This window comes from Lacinutrix himadriensis (assembly GCF_001418105.1).
Lineage (GTDB): Bacteria > Bacteroidota > Bacteroidia > Flavobacteriales > Flavobacteriaceae > Oceanihabitans > Oceanihabitans himadriense.
Genome location: NZ_LIQI01000027.1, coordinates 372,827 through 391,549, shown reverse-complemented (window position 1 = coordinate 391,549; position 18,723 = coordinate 372,827). Strand labels below are relative to the sequence as shown.

The following is an 18,723-nucleotide window of genomic DNA, read 5'->3' as shown; positions in this document are numbered from 1 at the left end:
TTACAACTAAATGCCAATAAAATAAAGTTGATGGCAACTAGAAAAATAAGAACGGATGTAATAAATAATAGCATAAAGAACTAATTTAGAATATGTAGGTTTGGAGTACAAAGATACAATTTTTGTTAATTAAAGTTAACAAAATTTAACAATTCTAAATAATTAAGTGGTTAAACTGCAACATTTTACGGTTGAAACGTTACTTATTGTAGAGGTTTGGGGGTTTAAATTTTTGTAATTAATTTATTGTATTCCCATTTTTCTGGAATTATTTCTAAGTCAAATAGTTTTTCTTGTACGTTAGCGACTGTTTTTTCGTCCATAACTTCCTGAGACCATTCTGTTAAGCTTAGCCATTCTTGTACATCTTCTAGTTTTTGATCGTAGCGATTGGCAATCGATTTATCAATAGAAGGAATATCTTTAAATTCTTTTGTAGTATTATTAATAATGTTCAAAATGGTTTGCACGTCCTCTTTGTTATTTTCTAAAAACTCTGTTCTTACAGCAATTACAAAGCAAGGCCAAGGCGAAGGGCAGTTGGCGACACGTCTAAAGGTACCATCATCTACTAAGGGTTTTGTGGTGAATTTTTCCCACATAAAGTAGTCCGCTTTTTCATTGGTAAGTCCTTCTACTGCACCATCTAGGTTTTTAATAACCTCAAAATTCAGGTCTTTATCTAAGTCCCAATTATTGTTTTGCGCATTTATATAGGCCATTAAATGGGATCCAGAACCATATCTACTAATGGCAGCTTTTGTTCCTTTTAGGTCTTCAATAGTTTTGTAGTTAGAATGCTCTGCAACGTGAATTCCCCAAATTAAAGGAGATGCTACAAAGGTTTGTACTATGGTACTTGGGTTTCCATCAATAATATCTTTAACAATACCTTCGGTTAGTATTACTGCTAAATCTATTTCTCCATCACGAAGTGCTGTACACATTTGTCCGGTACCACCAAAATAATCTTTCCAACGCAGATTAATTCCTTCGTCTTTGTATTCTCCATTTTTAAGTGTAAGATACCAAGCAAGATTAAAATGCTCAGGTACACCACCAATTTTTACTGTCTTCATATTTTTTCCGCGAAAGCGGTAATCTCATTAATTTTCATTTTCATAAACCTAATGGAATAGGAGTGAAAAAATTATTCTACTAATTTATCTAAAGTATATGTGATTAGCTTATTAACCACAGCTTTTGGATCTGCACTAAACTCTCCAGTTGCTCGGTTTGCAATAATAGCATTCATGGATAGTGCGTGATGCCCTAAAAGTTTAGATAAACCATATATAACAGAAGTTTCCATTTCAAGATTTGTAACTCTAAAATCTTTAAAATTAAAGGTGTCCATTTTGGTGTTTAGTGTAGTGTCTTCTAGAGGTAAACGTAAAACGCGACCTTGTGGTCCATAAAATCCTCCTGCTGTAGCAGTCATTCCTTTATGTATTTTATCACTATCTAATAAAGCTTCTAACTTTTTACTATTATTAATTACTATTGGTCTTGCTTTCTTTTTACTCCAATTTGTAAATGCTATAAATGCATCTTCAATTTCTGGATTTGAAATAGTATCTATTTGATAGAAATGTAACATACCGTTTAAATCCAATCCGTGCGTACTCATAACAAAGGAATCTACTGGGATATCTTTTTGTAACGAACCTGAAGTACCAATACGAACGATGTTTAAACTAGTCAGTTTTTCTTTTGGCATTCTAGTTTGCAAGTCAATGTTTACTAAAGCATCTAACTCATTAAGTACAATATCAATATTATCTGGACCAATTCCTGTAGAGATTACAGTAAATCTTTTTCCTTTATATAATCCTGTTTGTGTTTTAAATTCTCTTTTTTGCTTTGTGAATTCAATACTATCAAAATGCTTGGTTATTTTCTCCACACGATCTTGATCACCTACAAAAATGATATCGTTAGCTACATGTTCTGGTTTCAGGTTTAAGTGATAAACGCTTCCATCCGGATTTAAAATTAATTCAGATTCTTTAATTGGCATGTAATATTGTTTTTATAAGTTTATTTTCTTTTTTATTAAATTGAAAATCCAAACGATTTACATTTCCATAAATCATGTTATCCTTTATTTCTAAAGCATAATTTTTATGTCCTAAAAGTACTTCGTGACCTTTTCTATTTAATTTAATAGTATCGTTTTCTTCTATATAGAATATAGCAAGGTTGTCTATTATTCGCATAAGCTGTATATCACCAAAACCATAATATCCTTGATAGTTTAGTGCATAACCTAACAAGTGATGTTTCGATTTTACGTCGTATTTATCCAGCAGACTTAAAATATTATGCTCTAAAGTGCTTAGTCCGCTTTTAGAATCTGGAAAACGTTCTAAATGTGCTTTTAGGCAAATTCCTAGGTATTCAAAAGAAGATTTTTTTGTAATATATTCTTTCAATAAATTATGGTCTTTACCACAATAAATTTGCCAAATATTTACAGCAATATCTTTGTCTTTTTCGGTTAATTGTATTCTGTCTTTAAAATGCGAATCTAGTTGTTCTGGAGTAAGTTCACTTAATCCTTTTAGGCTATCTTCATTGGGAATTCTACCACTACAAACTAAAGTGATAGGTGTTTTTATTTTTCTTTCGTTTAACAGACTAAGAACAGCCAACATATTGATGTGGCAAAACAGATCGTATTCAAACCACAATACAATTTCGGTGTATTTATCGGTATCGTCTAGCTTATGTAGTTCTTTTTTATATTGATATTCGTCTACTTCGATAGCATAACATTCTTTTAAAAAGTCTTTTCTAACCTTTATAAATGCATCCGAATTAATAAGACGATTCGCAGGACCTTCACATAGCATTTCATGCCAAGTTAAATAATCGCCTGCGTAACTTAGGTCTTTTAAATAGCCCGTTAAATTACCACCATTGGTAATATGTAAGATGTTTTCGTTCATTTAACCTCCAACTCGTTTTACATTAAACCCTTTTTCTTTAAGCATTGCCATGATTTTATCTCTGTAATCCCCTTGAATAATAATTTTATCCTCTTTAAAACTTCCGCCAACACTAAGTTTGGTTTTAAGCTCTTTTGCTAAGGCTTTAAAATCTTCGGTTGCTCCAGTATAGCCTTCTAAAATAGTAATGGGTTTTCCTTTACGTTTTTCGTATTTACAGATAATAGGATCGTCTTGTAACCATAGATCTTTTTTCTTAGAATCTACTGCTACAGGAGTTTCATCCACATGATCTGGAAACAAGTTTTTAAGTTGGTCTTGTAAATCCATTTTTTTTAGTATACCGTATCCGAATTCAGTATACAGTTCTTCAACTGTTGACTAAAAATGGAGACTTTTTATTTATTTTTTAATTAATCCTAAGTCCACAAGACGTTCGTGTAAAAATTCACCTGCAGTAATATCTTCATATTGCTTTGGGTTATTTTCATCAATACAACTTTCTAATACATCTAATTTCATATCACTTATTGGGTGCATGAAAAAAGGCATCGAATAACGAGAAGTTCCCCAAAGTTCTCTTGGCGGATTTATAACTCTGTGTATTGTAGATTTTAGTTTGTTGTTGGTATGACGAGAAAGCATGTCACCAACATTTATCATTAGTTCATCTGGTTCTGCAATGGCATCAATCCATTCGCCATCATGCTTTTGTACTTGTAAACCTCTTCCTTGGGCTCCCATTAAAAGCGTAATTAAATTAATGTCACCATGTGCTGCAGCACGAACTGCATTTTTAGGTTCATTAATAATAGGAGGATAGTGTATAGGTCTTAAAATAGAATTACCATTATGTATGTATTGATCAAAATACGTTTCTTCTAAATTTAAGTATAAAGCTAAAGCTCGTAAAACGTATTTAGCCGTTTTTTCTAGCATTCTATACGTTTCTTTTCCAGTTTCATTAAATGCTGGTAATTCGTTAACCGAAACGTTTGCTGGATATTCTTCCTCTAATTTTGGATCGTTTTCTACAAACTGACCAAAATGCCAAAACTCTTTTAAATCGCCTTCTTTTTTACCTTTAGCACTTTCTTTACCAAAAGAAATATAACCACGTTGACCACCAATTCCTGGTACTTCATAACTACGTTTGGTTTCTATTGGAAGATCAAAGAAATTCTTTACTTCTCCGTATAAATTATCTACTAAAGTATCGTCTAAAAAATGCCCTTTAAGCGCAACAAAACCTATATCTTCATAAGCTTTACCAATTTCTTCAACAAATTTTTGCTTTTTTGCTGCATCGCCCGAAACAAAGTCTTTCAGGTTCACACTAGGTATTCTATCCATAATCGTTTTTTTATAAGTCGAATTACAAATGTAACGAAAATCTTCAGTAAAATTAAACTTATAATATGCTTAGCATAAAAATTTAGTTACATTTGATATATAAATTTATAAGGTAATGGAAACGTTTTCTAAAGCTATGATTAACTACAATAAAGAAGGTTTAAACAAAGAAACCTTAATCGACTTATACAAAAGCATGCTTAAACCTCGATTAATAGAGGAAAAGATGCTCATTTTATTACGACAAGGGAAAATCTCTAAATGGTTTTCTGGTATTGGACAAGAAGCTATTTCTGTTGGTGTTACAAAAGCCATGTTAGCAGAAGAGTATATTTTACCAATGCACAGAAATCTTGGTGTTTTTACTACTCGCGAAATTCCATTATACCGACTTTTTAGTCAGTGGCAAGGTAAGGCTAGCGGATTTACAAAAGGTAGAGACCGAAGTTTTCACTTTGGAACGCAAGAATACAAAATTGTTGGTATGATCTCGCATCTTGGACCGCAATTAGGGGTTGCAGATGGTATCGCTTTAGCAAGTAAATTGCAAAACAAAAATCAAGTAACGGCTGTTTTTACTGGTGAAGGCGGAACTAGTGAAGGGGATTTTCACGAGGCTTTAAACGTAGCTTCGGTTTGGCAATTACCCGTTTTATTCTGTATAGAAAATAATGGTTACGGATTATCAACACCAACCAGTGAGCAATATAATTGTAAGGATTTAGCCGATCGTGCTTTGGGTTATGGTATGGAAAGTCATATTATTGACGGAAACAATATTCTAGAAGTGTATACTAAAGTGAGCGCTTTAGCGGAAGACATTCGTGAAAATCCACGTCCTGTTTTACTAGAATTTAAAACCTTTAGAATGCGTGGTCATGAGGAAGCTAGCGGAACAAAATACGTGCCTCAAGACTTATTAGATACTTGGGCAAAGAAGGATCCTTTAGAAAATTATCAAGAATTTTTAAAGAACGAAGGTATTCTTGACGAAGCTTTAGAGGTGAAGTTCAAAGAGGAAATAGTTCATGAAATTAATGAACATTTAGATTTAGCTTATGCAGAAGAAGTAATAATTGCATCTGAAAGTGAAGAGTTAAATGACGTGTATCAAAATCATTTATATCAAGAAGTTAGTCCGAATAAAAAAACGGAAGAGTTACGTTTGGTTGATGCTATTTCTGAAGGATTAAAACAAAGCATGGAACGTCATGATGATTTAGTAATCATGGGACAAGACGTTGCAGAATATGGAGGTGTTTTTAAGATCACAGATGGTTTTGTAGAAGCTTTTGGAAAAGATAGAGTACGTAATACGCCAATTTGTGAATCGGCAATTGTAGAAGCAGCAATGGGACTTTCTATTTCGGGAATTAAAAGTGTTGTGGAGATGCAATTTGCAGATTTTGTTACTTCCGGATTTAATCCTGTAGTAAACTATTTAGCAAAATCACATTATAGATGGAATCAAAATGCAGATGTTGTGTTACGAATGCCTTGCGGAGCAGGAGTTGCTGCGGGACCTTTTCATAGCCAAACTAACGAAGCTTGGTTTACTAAAACACCAGGTTTAAAAGTAGTGTACCCAGCGTTTCCTTATGATGCAAAAGGACTTTTAGCGTCTGCTATTAACGATCCAAATCCGGTATTATTCTTTGAGCACAAGGCTTTGTATAGAAGTATTCGTCAAGAAGTACCAACAGATTATTTCACACTACCACTTGGTAAAGCTTCCCTTTTACGAGAAGGTAATGACGTTACAATAATCTCTTATGGAGCAGCAGTACATTGGGCTTTAAATACTTTAGATAAACATAGTAATATACAAGCAGATGTCATCGATTTACGTTCGCTACAACCTTTAGATACCGAAGCTATTTATGCTTCCGTAAAGAAAACAGGAAGAGCCATTATATTACAAGAAGATTCTCTGTTTGGAGGAATAGCCAGTGATATTTCGGCACTAATTATGGAAAACTGCTTCGAGGAATTAGACGCTCCGGTAAAACGAGTTGCTAGTATGGAAACACCAATTCCATTTATTAATCAATTGGAAGATCAGTATTTATCTCGAGATAAGTTTGAAGGAGAATTACTGAAGTTGTTGGCGTATTAGAAATGTAGTAAATTGGATTTCTAATGTTTAAAAAGCTTATTTTAATTTTATTAATTTCTAATTGTTCTTTAATCTATGGGCAATACGAATGGACTTCTGGTGTAATAATTTTAAAAAACGGAGAAACAAAAGAAGGGCTGATTCAAATACCGATGACTGTTGCAAGTTTAATTTCATTTGGAAAGTCTAGAGTTGAATTCAAGAAAGATGAAGATCATAAAATCCAACTTTTTGATAAATCACAAGTAGATAAAATATATTTTGATGCATATGATGCATATGATGCAAATCATGGTCATTATGAATATGTCCCTATTAAAAAGAACAAGTTTAGATTATTCAAATTAATAGTTAATGGTAAAGTAAAGTTATACACTAGAACTATAGTTGTTGCAACAGATATAACCAATCATAGTGGTTATGTTATACGAACAGAATATGAAGAAGAAAAGGAGTATTATATTTTAAGAGACGGAGAGTCTTCTCTCACTCCTTTGATTTCTCATTACTCCTTTTTGGAGTTTAAAGAAAAAACTATTAATTATTTTTCGGATTGCAAGGATATAGTTGAATATCTACGTAACGATATGTATGAAGAAAAGGATGTATTTGAATTAGTAAACGATTATAATCTTATTTGTGAGTAAAAATTAAATTCTTGTCATTTAGACTAGGCTTGTATTTTTTTAATTTACTACTAAAGAAACCAAAACAAGTATTAACACCTGATTTTCAGTACTTTCAAGGTTGTTCTTCATTTATTACTTATTTTAGTAGAAACTATTAATCCATAAGTTTCTATGAAAAATTTTATTTACTCCATTTGTTTTTTGGTTTTAGTATGCAGTTGCAAAACCGAAGAAAAGCAAACAGCACATAAAAATACAGAAGCACCAGTTGCGAAAAAAATCCCAAAAGAATTAGTCACGCATGGGGATTCTAGAACCGATAATTATTTCTGGATGCGATTAAGTGATGCACAGAAAAATGCCGAAACTCCAGATGCACAAACGCAAGATGTTCTAGATTATTTAGAGCAAGAAAACGAATATCTAAGTAAGGCAATGCGCCATACCGAAAAATTTCAAGACAAGCTTTATAAGGAAATAGTTGGCAGAATCAAAAAAGACGATGCTTCCGTTCCTGTTTCAGATAATGGATATTCGTACTACACACGCTACGTAGAAGGTGATGATTATGCATTGTATTGCAGAAAGAAAAATGAAGAAAACGCGAAGGAAGAAATTATGCTTAATGGACCAGAAATGGCAAAAGGATTCGCGTATTACGGTTTTGGAGGACAATCTGTAAGTCCAAATAACGAACGGATTACTTTTGCTGTGGATACCGTTTCAAGACTGCAATACACCATGTATTTTAAAGATTTAAAAACCGGAAAACTTTTAGAGGATACGTTAAGTAATACAAACGGAAATGCAACTTGGGCAAATGATAATAAAACTGTTTTCTATACCACTAAAGATCCAGAAACTTTAAGACTAAATAAAATATACAAACACGTTTTGGGTACAAATCAATCTCAGGATGAATTAGTTTTTGAAGAAAAAGATGCGGCTTTTAGTTGCTTTATATGGAAATCAAAATCCAAGAAGTTTTTATTTATTGGAAGCGTTCAAACCTTATCTACTGAAATACAATATTTAGATGCAAACACACCAAATGGCGATTGGAAAGTGATACAACCAAGAGAACGTAATTTAGATTATATGGCGGATCATTATAAAGATGATTTTTATATTAGAACCAACTTAGATGCTACAAACTTTCGTTTAGTAAAAACACCTATTAATACATCGACTAAAGAAAACTGGGTGGATGTAATTCCGCATAGAAAAGATGTGTTTTTTCAAGGTTTTGATTTGTTTAAAGACTTTTTAGTGGTGGAAGAGCGTAAGGATGGATTAGGAAAAATACAAGTAAGAAAATGGGGTAGCGAAGCGTATTATATTCCTTTTAAAGACCCTTCATATAAAGCGTATACCACTTCAAACGTGGATTTTAATACCAATACATTACGATATAATTATACTTCTTTAACGACTCCAAATACCAATTATGAACTTAATATGGATACTAAAGAGTCCACTGTTTTAAAAGTAGAAGAAGTACTAGACCCAAATTTTAGTAGTGACAATTATGTGTCCGAACGTAAATTTGCTACTGCTAAAGATGGTACTAAAGTACCTATCTCTATAGTGTCTAAAAAAGGCATTGTTAAAGATGGGAAAAATCCATTATTGCTGTATGCTTATGGTTCGTATGGCGCTACTCAAGACGCCACATTTAGGTCTTCAGAATTGAGTTTATTAGATCGTGGATTTATTTTTGCAATCGCACATATTCGTGGCGGACAAGAAATGGGACGTCATTGGTATGAAGAAGGTAAATTATTAAAGAAGAAAAATACCTTTACAGATTTTATAGATTGTGGAGAATTTTTAATAACGGAAGGATATACCAATAGCGATCAACTTTATGCTTGGGGTGCAAGTGCTGGAGGATTATTAATGGGAGCAATACTTAATATGCGACCAGATTTATGGAATGGCGTAATAGCAGCAGTTCCTTTTGTAGATATTGTTTCTACCATGTTAGATGAAAGTATTCCGTTAACCACTTCTGAATTTGACGAATGGGGAAATCCGAAAGTAAAAGAATATTATGATTATATGAAATCCTATTCACCATATGATAATGTAGAAGCCAAAGCCTATCCAAATATTTTAATAACTACCGGTTATTGGGATAGTCAAGTACAATATTGGGAACCTGTAAAATGGATTGCCAAACTAAGAGACCTTAAAACAGATGATAATATATTAATTATGGATTGTAATATGGAGAATGGTCATTTTGGAGCATCAGGAAGGTTCGAGCGATACAAAAAACGAGCATTAACCTACAGTTTCTTATTAGATTTAGAAGGAATCGCAGAATAACATCCTTTAAAAACAAATATAGATATGGTCACTCTGAACTTGTTTCAGCATCTAGTTTAACATTAAAAAGAAAACCTATCCAGAAAGTTATTTGGATAGGTTTCTTTTTATAGACTATTTTGTTTCCGCTTCACTAATTATAAAAGGATATGCTTCCCGAATTTCTTTTATTTCTCTCGGCGTTAATTCACTTTCCGTTTTATGGAATTTGTTTTTACCGTATGTGCTTCGTAATTCATAATATGCTTTGGTAATTTCATCTTGCACTTTTACAAAAAGCGCATAACTGGTACTTCTATCATTTTGAAGGGAAATAACAGCTTCTGTAGGTGTATCTGATGCATCGGCTAATTGTTTACCATTGCAATACAAACAAGTAGTTTCGCCATTATTATCAATAAAATCTTTAGTAATGTTTTTGATCTCTTGTAAGTCTACCAATTCATTTTCTACAAGGATTTCATCATTTGCATTTAGTAGAATTCGCAATACATTACGTTCATTTAAATTTTTAGAACAATCTACATTTGGCGGACATTCCCTGGGTAATTTTCTGTTTATGCCTTCATCGGAAGCAATTGTTGTGGTTACTAAAAAGAAGATTAATAATAAAAATGCAATGTCTGCCATAGAACCTGCATTTACTGTTGGTGAAGATTTTGAGTATCTCATGCTAGTAAATATTTAAGATTAATAGAATGTACTATTCACAAAAACAGTACCGCTATTTTTAACTCCTCTTTCTTCCATTTTTCTATAGGAAACTAAAATTCATTCTCCGCATTGAATATAAAGAGGAACGCTAATTAATTAGTGAAATCACATACAAACAAAAAAAGCCAATTAACAAATTATGCTAATTGGCTTTTTAAAGAGTGACTAATTCTTTTAATGTGCGAACCTGTTGGTTCCTTTCCAAAGGGTAGTGTTAGAATTACAAAAACGAATAACATGTCTATTTATAAGGTTTTGTTCTTCTACAATACCACTTACTTTTTTAGATAATTTTGCTAATGTTCTCATAGTTCTGGTGGTTTTTTGATGATGATTGATTAATTGATTGATGAATTGCTGTTTCTAAGGAAAACTTATCTGAAACGTCTTTTACTATTCCAAGTATGACTTTTCGTGTTGTTTAAAGTTCCTGATAATTGATTGTTGTTTAGCGTTCTCATAATATTTGATTTTTGATGGATGGTTTGATTGATTGATGAATTGCTGTTTTTAAGTACTATTTTCTGAAACGTCTTTTGCTGTTCCAAGCATGACTTTTCGTATTGTTTAAAGTTCCTGATAATTGATTGTTGTTTAGAGTTCTCATGATTATAGTTTTTTTGATTGTTATACCTAATAGACGACAGAGATTTCAAAATGTTACAGTACTATGCAATACATAATAGTAATTTAACATATTTTAACAATAAAAGGCTCATTTTAAACATGTAAAGCGAGTAGAAGGCCTAATAAAAACGTATGAAGTAGTTAAATAAATCAAAAAGAGTATATTTAAATAGGAAATTTGAAACTTAGGAACGATTTTTGAAAAACGAGAATAGAATTATTCTAATATACTATGCGATTATACTTTTTAGTTTTTTTATGTTTTTTCAGTTTGACACTACAGGCACAAATAGATAGTGAACAAAAATCTGTTGCTATTCCTGTTATAGAAAGCGAAGAAGGAGAAATACAGAAAGAAGTTAAAGAAGAAGGGAAGCCTATAAATAACCAAGGATTTATTGTTCCTAAAGAAGATAATATAAACGGTTTAACGGTTCCAAAACAAAACCAACCTACAGATTTACCAAAAGAAGAGTTCTCGATGTTTAATAAAGAAGAATTTGGTGATCCTGGTGAATTGTATGAAGATCGAATTAATAAACATGCAAAATATACCGATTTAAGAAAGGAACAGCAATATCGAGGGAATACAACTACTCAGTTTTTTGGAGATTATAGAACTACTTCCGGAAAAATAAATATCGTTTATAGAGATTATGGTGCTTTTGATGGCGATCATATTCGAGTATTTATAAATGGTGATGTTGTAAAAGCATCCGTACTATTAACTCCTAGTTACAGTGGTTTTAAATTTAATTTAGTTCCAGGAATTAATAAAATCGACTTTTTTGCTTTAGATACAGGTCAGGTTTCTCCAAACACTGCAGAGTTTCAAATACTCGATGAATTTGGTGAAGTGATTTCTGGAAATCAATGGAATTTAGCCAAAGGCGTAAAAGCTACTATCATTATAATTAAAGAATAGATTAACTATTTTTCAAATTTCTTTCTAATTACCCTCTATAAACTACAAAAAGATGTTATTTTTGCACATCGGTAAAAATTATGGGGAACGCTATTACAACTACAGAACAAGAAGAAAACAAAGCTGGAAAAGATCTTTACAGCTACCAAAGAGGTGCTATTAACAAAATCTTTAAAGCATTTGAGGATGCTCCAGAAGACTATCATTTGTTATACCAATTACCAACTGGTGGAGGGAAAACGGTTATTTTTTCAGAAATTGTTAGACAATATTTAAAACATCACAAAAAGAAAGTTTTAGTGATGACACACAGAATAGAATTGTGTAAGCAAACTTCGAGCATGCTTACTGGTTTTGGTGTAGAAAATAAAATTGTAAGTAGTAAAGCGAATCTAGACGATCAAGAACAATACGGTTGCTTTGTAGCAATGGTAGAAACGCTAAATAATAGATTACAAGAAGGGAAACTGGATATTTCAGATATCGGATTAGTAATTATTGATGAAGCACATTACAACTCTTTTACAAAACTGTTCAAGTTTTTTGAAAAGTCCTTTATCTTAGGAGTTACTGCAACACCTTTAAGTTCGAATATTAAGCTTCCAATGAACGATAACTATAATGAGCTTATCGTTGGTGAAACTATTGAACACCTTATTCAAAATGAATTTTTAGCACAAGCGGAAGTATATTCTTATAATGTAGGATTAACTTCTTTAATTGTTGGTGCTAATGGAGATTATACGGTAAAATCTTCGGAAGATTTATATACCAATACCGACATGCTTTCTAAGCTTATTCAAGCTTATGAAGAAAGATGTAAAGGAAAGAAAACACTAATCTTTAATAATGGTATTAATACATCGTTACACGTGTATGATACCTTTAAAAGAGCAGGCTACCCAGTTGCTCACTTAGATAATACCAATACTAAAAAAGAGCGTAAAGCCATTTTAAAGTGGTTTCATGAAACTCCGGATGCGGTATTAACTTCTGTAAGTATCTTAACTACTGGTTTTGATGAACCAACAGTAGAAGCTATTATTTTAAATAGAGCGACAAAATCGTTAACACTATACTACCAAATGATTGGTAGAGGGTCTCGTATTTTAAAGAATAAATCTACTTTTCAAGTCATTGATTTAGGGAATAATTTACACCGTTTCGGACCTTGGGGAGCAGATTTAGATTGGCAACGTATATTTAGAACACCTAATTTCTATTTAGATGGTCTTGTCAATGATGAAGAGCTAGAGGAAGCTTTCAGATATGAAATGCCAGAAGAACTTCGTGCAGAATTTTCTAATTCTAAAGATGTGTATTTCGATATCAAGAAAACATATATCGCATCTGTAACTAATGGAGAATCTTCTAAAGTAGTATTAGAACGTTCTATTATTCATCATGCAAAAATTTGTATTGAAAACTCCGAAGATGTTTATGACGCATTAGGTCTTGCAAAAATGTTAGGTGATGATATCGATTACAGAATTGGTAGATATACCAAGTGTATTAGTAAGAGTACCTACAACTTTGTAGATTGGTTAAAGAACGACTACAGATTAAAGCTTCGTGCGTATTTACGTGATAATTTTGATACTGTTTTTGAAGAAATTCACGGGAGAAAACCAGAATAAACATAAAATAAAACATTTGATTTAATTATTTAAATGAAATGTATTAAAAGATTAAAAACCAACTGTTTAGTTGGTTTTTTTTTGTTTGAATTTTAATGTAAATAAGACTGTTTTATTTGAAGGATATAAGATGCTTGAACGAAGCTTGTCTGGAGTGTAGTCGAAAGGGGTAGCATGACAGTTTGATTTTTAAAAATATAAGATACTTCGACTGCGCTCAGCATGACAGGTAGCTTGATTATGTAGGGTGTAAGATGCTTCAATGAAGCCTGTTTGGAGCGCAGTTGAAAGGCTTCGTACGACAAATAGTTTCTAGTTACTGCTCAATATTTTAAAAACCAGTTCTTTTGTAAGGGTTTCATTCCCAGCTTTCTTCCGCAAATCATCAAAAGTAAAAACAAAATTACAACCGGTTTTGTATGCAGAACAACCATAGGCAGATTTTCCTTTTATTACGGTTCCTTGTTTACATTTCGGACAAGTAAGTGTATCCGGAATTGCAGCTTTAGCAGCCTTTTTTGGTTCTAATACCAATTGGAAACTTTCATTAAAACGGACTAAACCTTCTACGGTTCCGCTATCGGTTTTAAAACCTTTTAAATTTACTGTCGATCCTTTTTGAAATAAGCGAGCATATTGTTTTTCGGAAATCGTTTTACCTTCAAACTTAAACGGAATTACAAAGTCGCAAGTCTTCTTAAACTCCGAACAGCCATACGCCGATTTCCCTTTAATAATACTACCGGTTTTACATTTCGGGCATTTCTCAGAAGTTAATCCAGTTGCCTTTTTTACCGCTTTTTTCTTCGCTACAGCGCCTGCAGGTTTATTATTCACGGAAGAGATATTGGCTTTCTTCGTTTCACTTCTCACTTCGTACACCAAACGATCTACCATTTGTTTCATCTGTTTGATAAAACTTCCAGCACTATAGGTTCCTTTTTCAATATCTTTTAACTGTTTTTCCCATTTCCCAGTAAGCTCGGCAGATTTCAGCATTTCATTTTGAATGGTATCAATCAGCTGAATCCCAGTTATTGTAGGAATCACTTGTTTTTTATTTCGTTTTATATATTTCCTTCTAAATAGCGTTTCAATAATATTTGCACGTGTAGAAGGACGACCAATACCATTCTCTTTCATAATCTCACGTAACTCATCGTCATCGACTTGTTTTCCTGCGGTTTCCATAGCACGCAGGAGGGAAGCTTCTGTATATTGGTTTGGTGGTTTGGTTTGTTTTTCTAAAAACGAAGGCTCATGTGGCCCTTTTTCACCTTTCACAAAAGTAGGTAGCATTCCTGATTCTTTAGAAGATGCATTCGGCGTTTCAAAAACAATTCGCCATCCTTTTTCTAGAATTTCTTTTCCTGTGGTTTTAAATTTTACTTTTTCCGCTTTACCAATTACTGTGGTATTCGACACTTTACAATCCGGATAAAACACAGCGATAAAACGACGCACAATAATATCATACACCTGTTGCTGATTGTATTGCAAGTTCATTTGTTGTCCGGTAGGAATAATAGCGTGGTGATCGGTAACTTTACTATCGTCAAAAACCTTTTTCGTTTTCTTTAATTTCTTACCATGAAGCGGTTCTGTTAAAGCAGCATATTTTGTTAAATGCTTTAATATTCCTGGCACTTTTGGGTACACATCATTTGGTAAAAAGGTAGTATCTACTCTTGGGTAGGTAACTACTTTTTGTTCGTATAGTTTCTGAACAATCTTTAAAGTCTCGTCTGCACTAAATCCGAATTTCGTATTACAATATACCTGTAAACCAGTTAAATCGAATAGTTTTGGCGCATATTCATTCCCTGCTTTTTTCGTTGTAGAAACAATTTCAAAATCATGTTCCTTAACAATCGACGCTAGTTTTTCTCCGTCTTCCACTTTAAGAAAACGACCTTCTTCATAACTAAACAACGTATCGCGATACATGGTTTGCAATTCCCAGTAGGGTTGTGGTTTAAAGTTTTCAATTTCTTTAAAACGATTCACCAACATAGCAAGGGTAGGTGTTTGCACTCTTCCAACAGAAAGCACTTGCTTATAACCACCATGTTTTACGGTGTACAAACGGGTGGCATTCATTCCTAAAAGCCAATCGCCAATAGCACGCGAAAATCCGGCGTAGTATAAATTATCGTAATCTTCAGATGGTTTCAGGTTGTTAAAACCTTCTTTTATCGCTTCAGTGGTTAAGGAGGAAATCCAAAGTCTTTCTACTTTACCTTTATAACCCGCTTGGTTTAAAACCCAACGTTGTATAAGTTCTCCTTCTTGTCCTGCATCGCCACAGTTTATAACCACATCTGCTTTATCAAATAAACTCTTTACAATTTTAAACTGCTTTTTTATACCAGCATCTTTAGAAACCTTTGTTTCAAAACGCTCTGGAAGCATGGGTAAATTGTTTAAATCCCAACTTTTCCAATACGGTTTATAATCATTAGGTTCTTTTAATGTGCAAAGATGTCCAAAAGTGTAGGTTACTGCATAGCCATTGCCTTCATAGTAACCATCACGTTTTGTGTTGGCTCCTAAAACAGAAGCAATTTCTCTAGCTACAGATGGTTTTTCGGCAATACAGACTTTCATTTACTTGTAAAATTATAGATTGCAAAATATGAAATTCCATCGTCTCATTAAAGCGAAGTTGTTGTGAGTTATTAACTAATAATTAGCCAATAAAATAGTACTAAAAAAGAAGAAACAAAAAAAGAGCCTTCATGCCATTTTTTATTTTTAATTAATAAAATACACACACAATTAATAAACATGACTAATGCTGCTAAAGTAAAAAGAACAAACCAAAAAACTAATTTCCACCTATAAAAGAAAATGTCTTCATTAGCTGTACAAATCGACATTACTAGGTAGATTAGGATGCTAATTAAGTAAAACATTAAAGTTTGTACGGCTCCTTTATTCAAATTCGTATTAAAGTTATTAAAGTATTTATTTTATTCTAATAGGTGTTTTACAGCAAATCTAAGAATAAAGAATATAGCAATATAGATTATGAATTTAATCCATTTCGTTTTCTTTTCTATTTTTTCTGATTGCTTACTATCTTCGTGGGTGTCTTTATAACTGTAGCCTCTAAATTTTGTTTCGAAAAGTAAATCATCTGCATGATCTAAGGTTGCACCGATATAACGTTCACAAACTTTAAAGACATATTCTTCTCCCAATTCATCTTCTGTAAATTCTTCATCTGGATACGCATCCAAATGATAAACTCGTTCTCCGTCTGCATTAATTTTAGAATTTTTAAGTAATTCTAATTCTTCTTTTAAAGGAGTTCCAAAGTCTACAAGTAAGCCTTCCTCTGAAGATCCTCCTTTTGCTCTAACTTTAGTTCCGTCTTTAATTAATGTAAATCCCCAAAAATTAACCACACTTTGTAGTACCAAACTTGAAATATCTGTATTAGGAAACGTATTCATTAAAATAGATTCTTCATTAGATAGAGATGCTTCTAAAAACAGATATGGAAGTGTTGGGATACAAAGAATAGTACTGTCTTTGTAATGGCCAATGTATAATTCGCCATCCTCTGGATTTAAAATCTCTTCAAAAGCCTTGGGTTCTATTGGTGTTATATCTTGAAATCCTAAACTATTAAATAATTCGACATCGTTTATTTCCTTATTCGAATTAATAAATATTGTAGAAAGTTTCCAGCCCATATTGTGATATATTGATTTCACAAAATACATAAATTAAACTGCCATATAAAATGAAAATCGGCAACAATTCTATGGAGTTATAAACAATATCATACCATATAAGAAGTTGCATCCTACACATATTTATGTCCTAATAATTTCATCGAATAATTTATTGTAGCTATATTTCGTACTTATTGAATTTCACATTATTCATCATTTTTCATGCAACACAGAGAAGCCATTTTAGGCAGTTACCAGCGTATTTCACCATATATACATAAAACTCCTGTGTTTACTTCGGAAGGAATTAATGCTATATCTGGTGCAGAATTATTTTTCAAATGTGAAAACTTTCAGAAAATGGGAGCATTTAAAATGCGTGGTGCAACCAATGCTATTCTGCAGTTAACCGAAGCACAAAGAAGTAAAGGTGTGGTAACCCATTCTTCCGGAAACTTTGCCCAAGCATTATCTTTAGCGGCAAAAAGTTTAGGTATTCCTGCATATATAGTGATGCCTGAAAATGCGCCACAAGTAAAAAAAGATGCAGTTATAAGTTATCACGGACAAATTACAATATGTGAAGCAACTATAGAAGCACGAGAAAGTACTTCTGCTAAAATCGCTAAAGAAACAGGAGCTACTTTTGTGCATCCTTCTAATGATATCGATGTGATTCATGGAAATGCGACTGCATGTTTAGAATTATTAGAAGAACATCCTAATTTAGAAATGGTAATTGCGCCAGTTGGAGGAGGAGGATTACTTGCAGGAACTGCTTTAGCTACACATCATTTTGGAAAGAATTGCATTGCAATTGGAGGAGAACCTACTGTAGTAAATGATGCGTATCGCTCTTTAAAAAGTGGAAAAATAGAAACCAATAGTAGCACAAATACGATTGCAGATGGTTTAAGAACAAATTTAGGAAATATAAATTTTCCAATTTTACAGAAACATGTAGATCAGATTATTTGTGTGGAAGAACAGGATATTTTGGAAGCCATGCAGCTCATTTATCAACGGCTAAAAATAGTGGTAGAACCTTCTAGTGCTGTGGCTTTAGCGGTAGTTTTAAAGAATAAAAAAAACTTTAAAAATAAATCGGTTGGGATAGTCCTTTCTGGTGGAAATGTAGATTTGCAAAAACTACCTTTTTAAAAATAATTACATAAACATCAATAAAAGTAAGCCGTTATTTTTGCTTACAAGTAAGGAAATCAATATCTTTGGGACTTAATAACTAGTAAAAAAAATATTTTAGGTAAATTAATGGCAAAATCACAACAAACATTTAACAAAAGCGAGAAGGAAAAGAAACGTTTAAAGAAACGTGAAGATAAGCGTAAGAAGATGGAAGCTCGTAAGGCGGACAGAGACGAAAATGGATCAGAAGGAATTCAATTCGCATACGTAGATCATAACGGAAATTTAACAGATACTCCTCCAGACCCTGCTTTAAAAGTTAAAGTAAAAGCTGCCAATATAGAAGTAAGTATTCCTAAAACTTTAGAAGGAGATAAAGAAGCATTTGATCCAGTTAGATCTGGTAATGTATCCTTTTTTGATACCTCTAAAGGTTTCGGGTTTATTATTGATTCTGAAAACAACGAAAAATACTTTTGCCATGTTAGTGGTTTAATAGACCAAATAACAGAAGGTAATAGAGTTTCTTTTGAACTTGAAAAAGGACAACGTGGTATGAATGCAGTGAAAGTAAAAATACTTAAGTAATTTTATTTTAAACCATATTTAAA

General features: G+C 32.6%; 16 protein-coding genes. 7 read left to right on the top strand and 9 right to left on the bottom strand.

What is annotated here, in order from left to right; all coding sequences use genetic code 11:
* Positions 1 to 224: 224 nt before the first annotated feature.
* The 5 genes from AMD28_RS14935 to AMD28_RS14915 form a co-directional block, all read right to left on the bottom strand.
* Entirely contained in the window at positions 225 to 1,079 is an 855-nt protein-coding gene (locus tag AMD28_RS14935) for a substrate-binding domain-containing protein (protein ID WP_055444928.1), read from the bottom strand.
* 71 nt (positions 1,080 to 1,150) lie between these two features.
* Entirely contained in the window at positions 1,151 to 2,020 is an 870-nt protein-coding gene (locus tag AMD28_RS14930) for a nucleoside phosphorylase (protein WP_055444927.1), read from the bottom strand.
* Positions 2,010 to 2,951: a DUF1835 domain-containing protein gene (locus tag AMD28_RS14925; protein ID WP_055444926.1), complete on the bottom strand. Its 942-nt coding sequence runs from the start codon at positions 2,949 to 2,951 to the stop codon at positions 2,010 to 2,012. The genes AMD28_RS14930 and AMD28_RS14925 overlap by 11 nt, the downstream gene beginning before the upstream one ends.
* Complete coding sequence (locus AMD28_RS14920) at positions 2,952 to 3,281, bottom strand: translation initiation factor (RefSeq protein WP_055444925.1); 330 nt, start codon at positions 3,279 to 3,281, stop codon at positions 2,952 to 2,954. It abuts the gene before it with no gap.
* Positions 3,282 to 3,353: 72 nt separating this feature from the next.
* On the bottom strand, positions 3,354 to 4,304 hold the full coding sequence (locus AMD28_RS14915; protein ID WP_055444924.1) for an isopenicillin N synthase family dioxygenase: 951 nt from the start codon (positions 4,302 to 4,304) through the stop codon (positions 3,354 to 3,356).
* Between the two features lie 115 nt (positions 4,305 to 4,419).
* Here AMD28_RS14915 and AMD28_RS14910 point away from each other — a divergent pair, with 115 nt between their 5' ends.
* The 3 genes from AMD28_RS14910 (at position 4,420) to AMD28_RS14900 (ending at position 9,380) form a co-directional block, all read left to right on the top strand.
* Positions 4,420 to 6,420 (top strand): alpha-ketoacid dehydrogenase subunit alpha/beta, encoded by a 2,001-nt coding sequence (locus AMD28_RS14910; RefSeq protein WP_055444923.1) that lies wholly within the window; start codon positions 4,420 to 4,422, stop codon positions 6,418 to 6,420.
* 23 nt (positions 6,421 to 6,443) lie between these two features.
* A complete protein-coding gene (locus AMD28_RS14905; protein WP_055444922.1) occupies positions 6,444 to 7,067 on the top strand; it encodes a hypothetical protein in 624 nt (207 codons plus the stop codon).
* Between the two features lie 153 nt (positions 7,068 to 7,220).
* Complete coding sequence (locus AMD28_RS14900) at positions 7,221 to 9,380, top strand: S9 family peptidase (RefSeq protein ID WP_055444921.1); 2,160 nt, start codon at positions 7,221 to 7,223, stop codon at positions 9,378 to 9,380.
* Positions 9,381 to 9,494: 114 nt separating this feature from the next.
* On the opposite strand, the gene AMD28_RS14895 is transcribed toward AMD28_RS14900, so the two are convergent.
* Positions 9,495 to 10,052, bottom strand: a complete 558-nt coding sequence (locus AMD28_RS14895) for an ExbD/TolR family protein (RefSeq protein WP_055444920.1) — start codon at positions 10,050 to 10,052, stop codon at positions 9,495 to 9,497.
* Positions 10,053 to 10,268: 216 nt separating this feature from the next.
* Positions 10,269 to 10,403, bottom strand: coding sequence for a hypothetical protein (locus AMD28_RS19050; protein ID WP_275077410.1), 135 nt, complete (start codon positions 10,401 to 10,403; stop codon positions 10,269 to 10,271).
* Between the two features lie 589 nt (positions 10,404 to 10,992).
* Between AMD28_RS19050 and AMD28_RS14890 the strand changes: the two genes are divergently transcribed.
* Together AMD28_RS14890 and AMD28_RS14885 are read left to right on the top strand one after the other, a co-directional pair.
* Positions 10,993 to 11,646 carry a hypothetical protein gene (locus tag AMD28_RS14890; RefSeq protein WP_055444919.1) on the top strand — a complete coding sequence of 218 codons (654 nt, stop codon included), beginning with the start codon at positions 10,993 to 10,995 and terminating at the stop codon, positions 11,644 to 11,646.
* Positions 11,647 to 11,726: 80 nt separating this feature from the next.
* The gene (locus tag AMD28_RS14885) at positions 11,727 to 13,283 is read left to right on the top strand and encodes a DEAD/DEAH box helicase (protein WP_152975626.1); all 1,557 of its coding nucleotides are present in this window, start codon (positions 11,727 to 11,729) and stop codon (positions 13,281 to 13,283) included.
* A 312-nt stretch (positions 13,284 to 13,595) separates the two neighbouring features.
* On the opposite strand, the gene AMD28_RS14880 is transcribed toward AMD28_RS14885, so the two are convergent.
* Together AMD28_RS14880 and AMD28_RS14870 are read right to left on the bottom strand one after the other, a co-directional pair.
* Positions 13,596 to 15,890 (bottom strand): type IA DNA topoisomerase, encoded by a 2,295-nt coding sequence (locus AMD28_RS14880; protein WP_055444918.1) that lies wholly within the window; start codon positions 15,888 to 15,890, stop codon positions 13,596 to 13,598.
* Between the two features lie 365 nt (positions 15,891 to 16,255).
* Positions 16,256 to 16,984 carry a DUF6928 family protein gene (locus AMD28_RS14870; protein ID WP_055444916.1) on the bottom strand — a complete coding sequence of 243 codons (729 nt, stop codon included), beginning with the start codon at positions 16,982 to 16,984 and terminating at the stop codon, positions 16,256 to 16,258.
* A gap of 204 nt (positions 16,985 to 17,188) precedes the next feature.
* On the opposite strand from AMD28_RS14870, the gene AMD28_RS14865 reads away from it, so the two are divergent.
* Both AMD28_RS14865 and AMD28_RS14860 read left to right on the top strand, forming a co-directional pair.
* Positions 17,189 to 18,127 (top strand): pyridoxal-phosphate dependent enzyme, encoded by a 939-nt coding sequence (locus AMD28_RS14865; protein WP_055444915.1) that lies wholly within the window; start codon positions 17,189 to 17,191, stop codon positions 18,125 to 18,127.
* 111 nt (positions 18,128 to 18,238) lie between these two features.
* Positions 18,239 to 18,700: a cold-shock protein gene (locus tag AMD28_RS14860; protein WP_055444914.1), complete on the top strand. Its 462-nt coding sequence runs from the start codon at positions 18,239 to 18,241 to the stop codon at positions 18,698 to 18,700.
* Positions 18,701 to 18,723 lie beyond the last annotated feature (23 nt).

Bases quoted from the DNA above. Each gene is read 5' to 3' on its own strand.
- AMD28_RS14935 (WP_055444928.1), bottom strand. From the start codon at position 1,079: ATGAAGACAGTAAAAATTGGTGGTGTACCTGAGCATTTTAATCTTGCT.
- AMD28_RS14930 (WP_055444927.1), bottom strand. From the start codon at position 2,020: ATGCCAATTAAAGAATCTGAATTAATTTTAAATCCGGATGGAAGCGTT.
- AMD28_RS14925 (WP_055444926.1), bottom strand. From the start codon at position 2,951: ATGAACGAAAACATCTTACATATTACCAATGGTGGTAATTTAACGGGC.
- AMD28_RS14920 (WP_055444925.1), bottom strand. From the start codon at position 3,281: ATGGATTTACAAGACCAACTTAAAAACTTGTTTCCAGATCATGTGGAT.
- AMD28_RS14915 (WP_055444924.1), bottom strand. From the start codon at position 4,304: ATGGATAGAATACCTAGTGTGAACCTGAAAGACTTTGTTTCGGGCGAT.
- AMD28_RS14910 (WP_055444923.1), top strand. From the start codon at position 4,420: ATGGAAACGTTTTCTAAAGCTATGATTAACTACAATAAAGAAGGTTTA.
- AMD28_RS14905 (WP_055444922.1), top strand. From the start codon at position 6,444: ATGTTTAAAAAGCTTATTTTAATTTTATTAATTTCTAATTGTTCTTTA.
- AMD28_RS14900 (WP_055444921.1), top strand. From the start codon at position 7,221: ATGAAAAATTTTATTTACTCCATTTGTTTTTTGGTTTTAGTATGCAGT.
- AMD28_RS14895 (WP_055444920.1), bottom strand. From the start codon at position 10,052: ATGAGATACTCAAAATCTTCACCAACAGTAAATGCAGGTTCTATGGCA.
- AMD28_RS19050 (WP_275077410.1), bottom strand. From the start codon at position 10,403: ATGAGAACATTAGCAAAATTATCTAAAAAAGTAAGTGGTATTGTAGAA.
- AMD28_RS14885 (WP_152975626.1), top strand. From the start codon at position 11,727: ATGGGGAACGCTATTACAACTACAGAACAAGAAGAAAACAAAGCTGGA.
- AMD28_RS14880 (WP_055444918.1), bottom strand. From the start codon at position 15,890: ATGAAAGTCTGTATTGCCGAAAAACCATCTGTAGCTAGAGAAATTGCT.
- AMD28_RS14870 (WP_055444916.1), bottom strand. From the start codon at position 16,984: ATGGGCTGGAAACTTTCTACAATATTTATTAATTCGAATAAGGAAATA.
- AMD28_RS14865 (WP_055444915.1), top strand. From the start codon at position 17,189: ATGCAACACAGAGAAGCCATTTTAGGCAGTTACCAGCGTATTTCACCA.
- AMD28_RS14860 (WP_055444914.1), top strand. From the start codon at position 18,239: ATGGCAAAATCACAACAAACATTTAACAAAAGCGAGAAGGAAAAGAAA.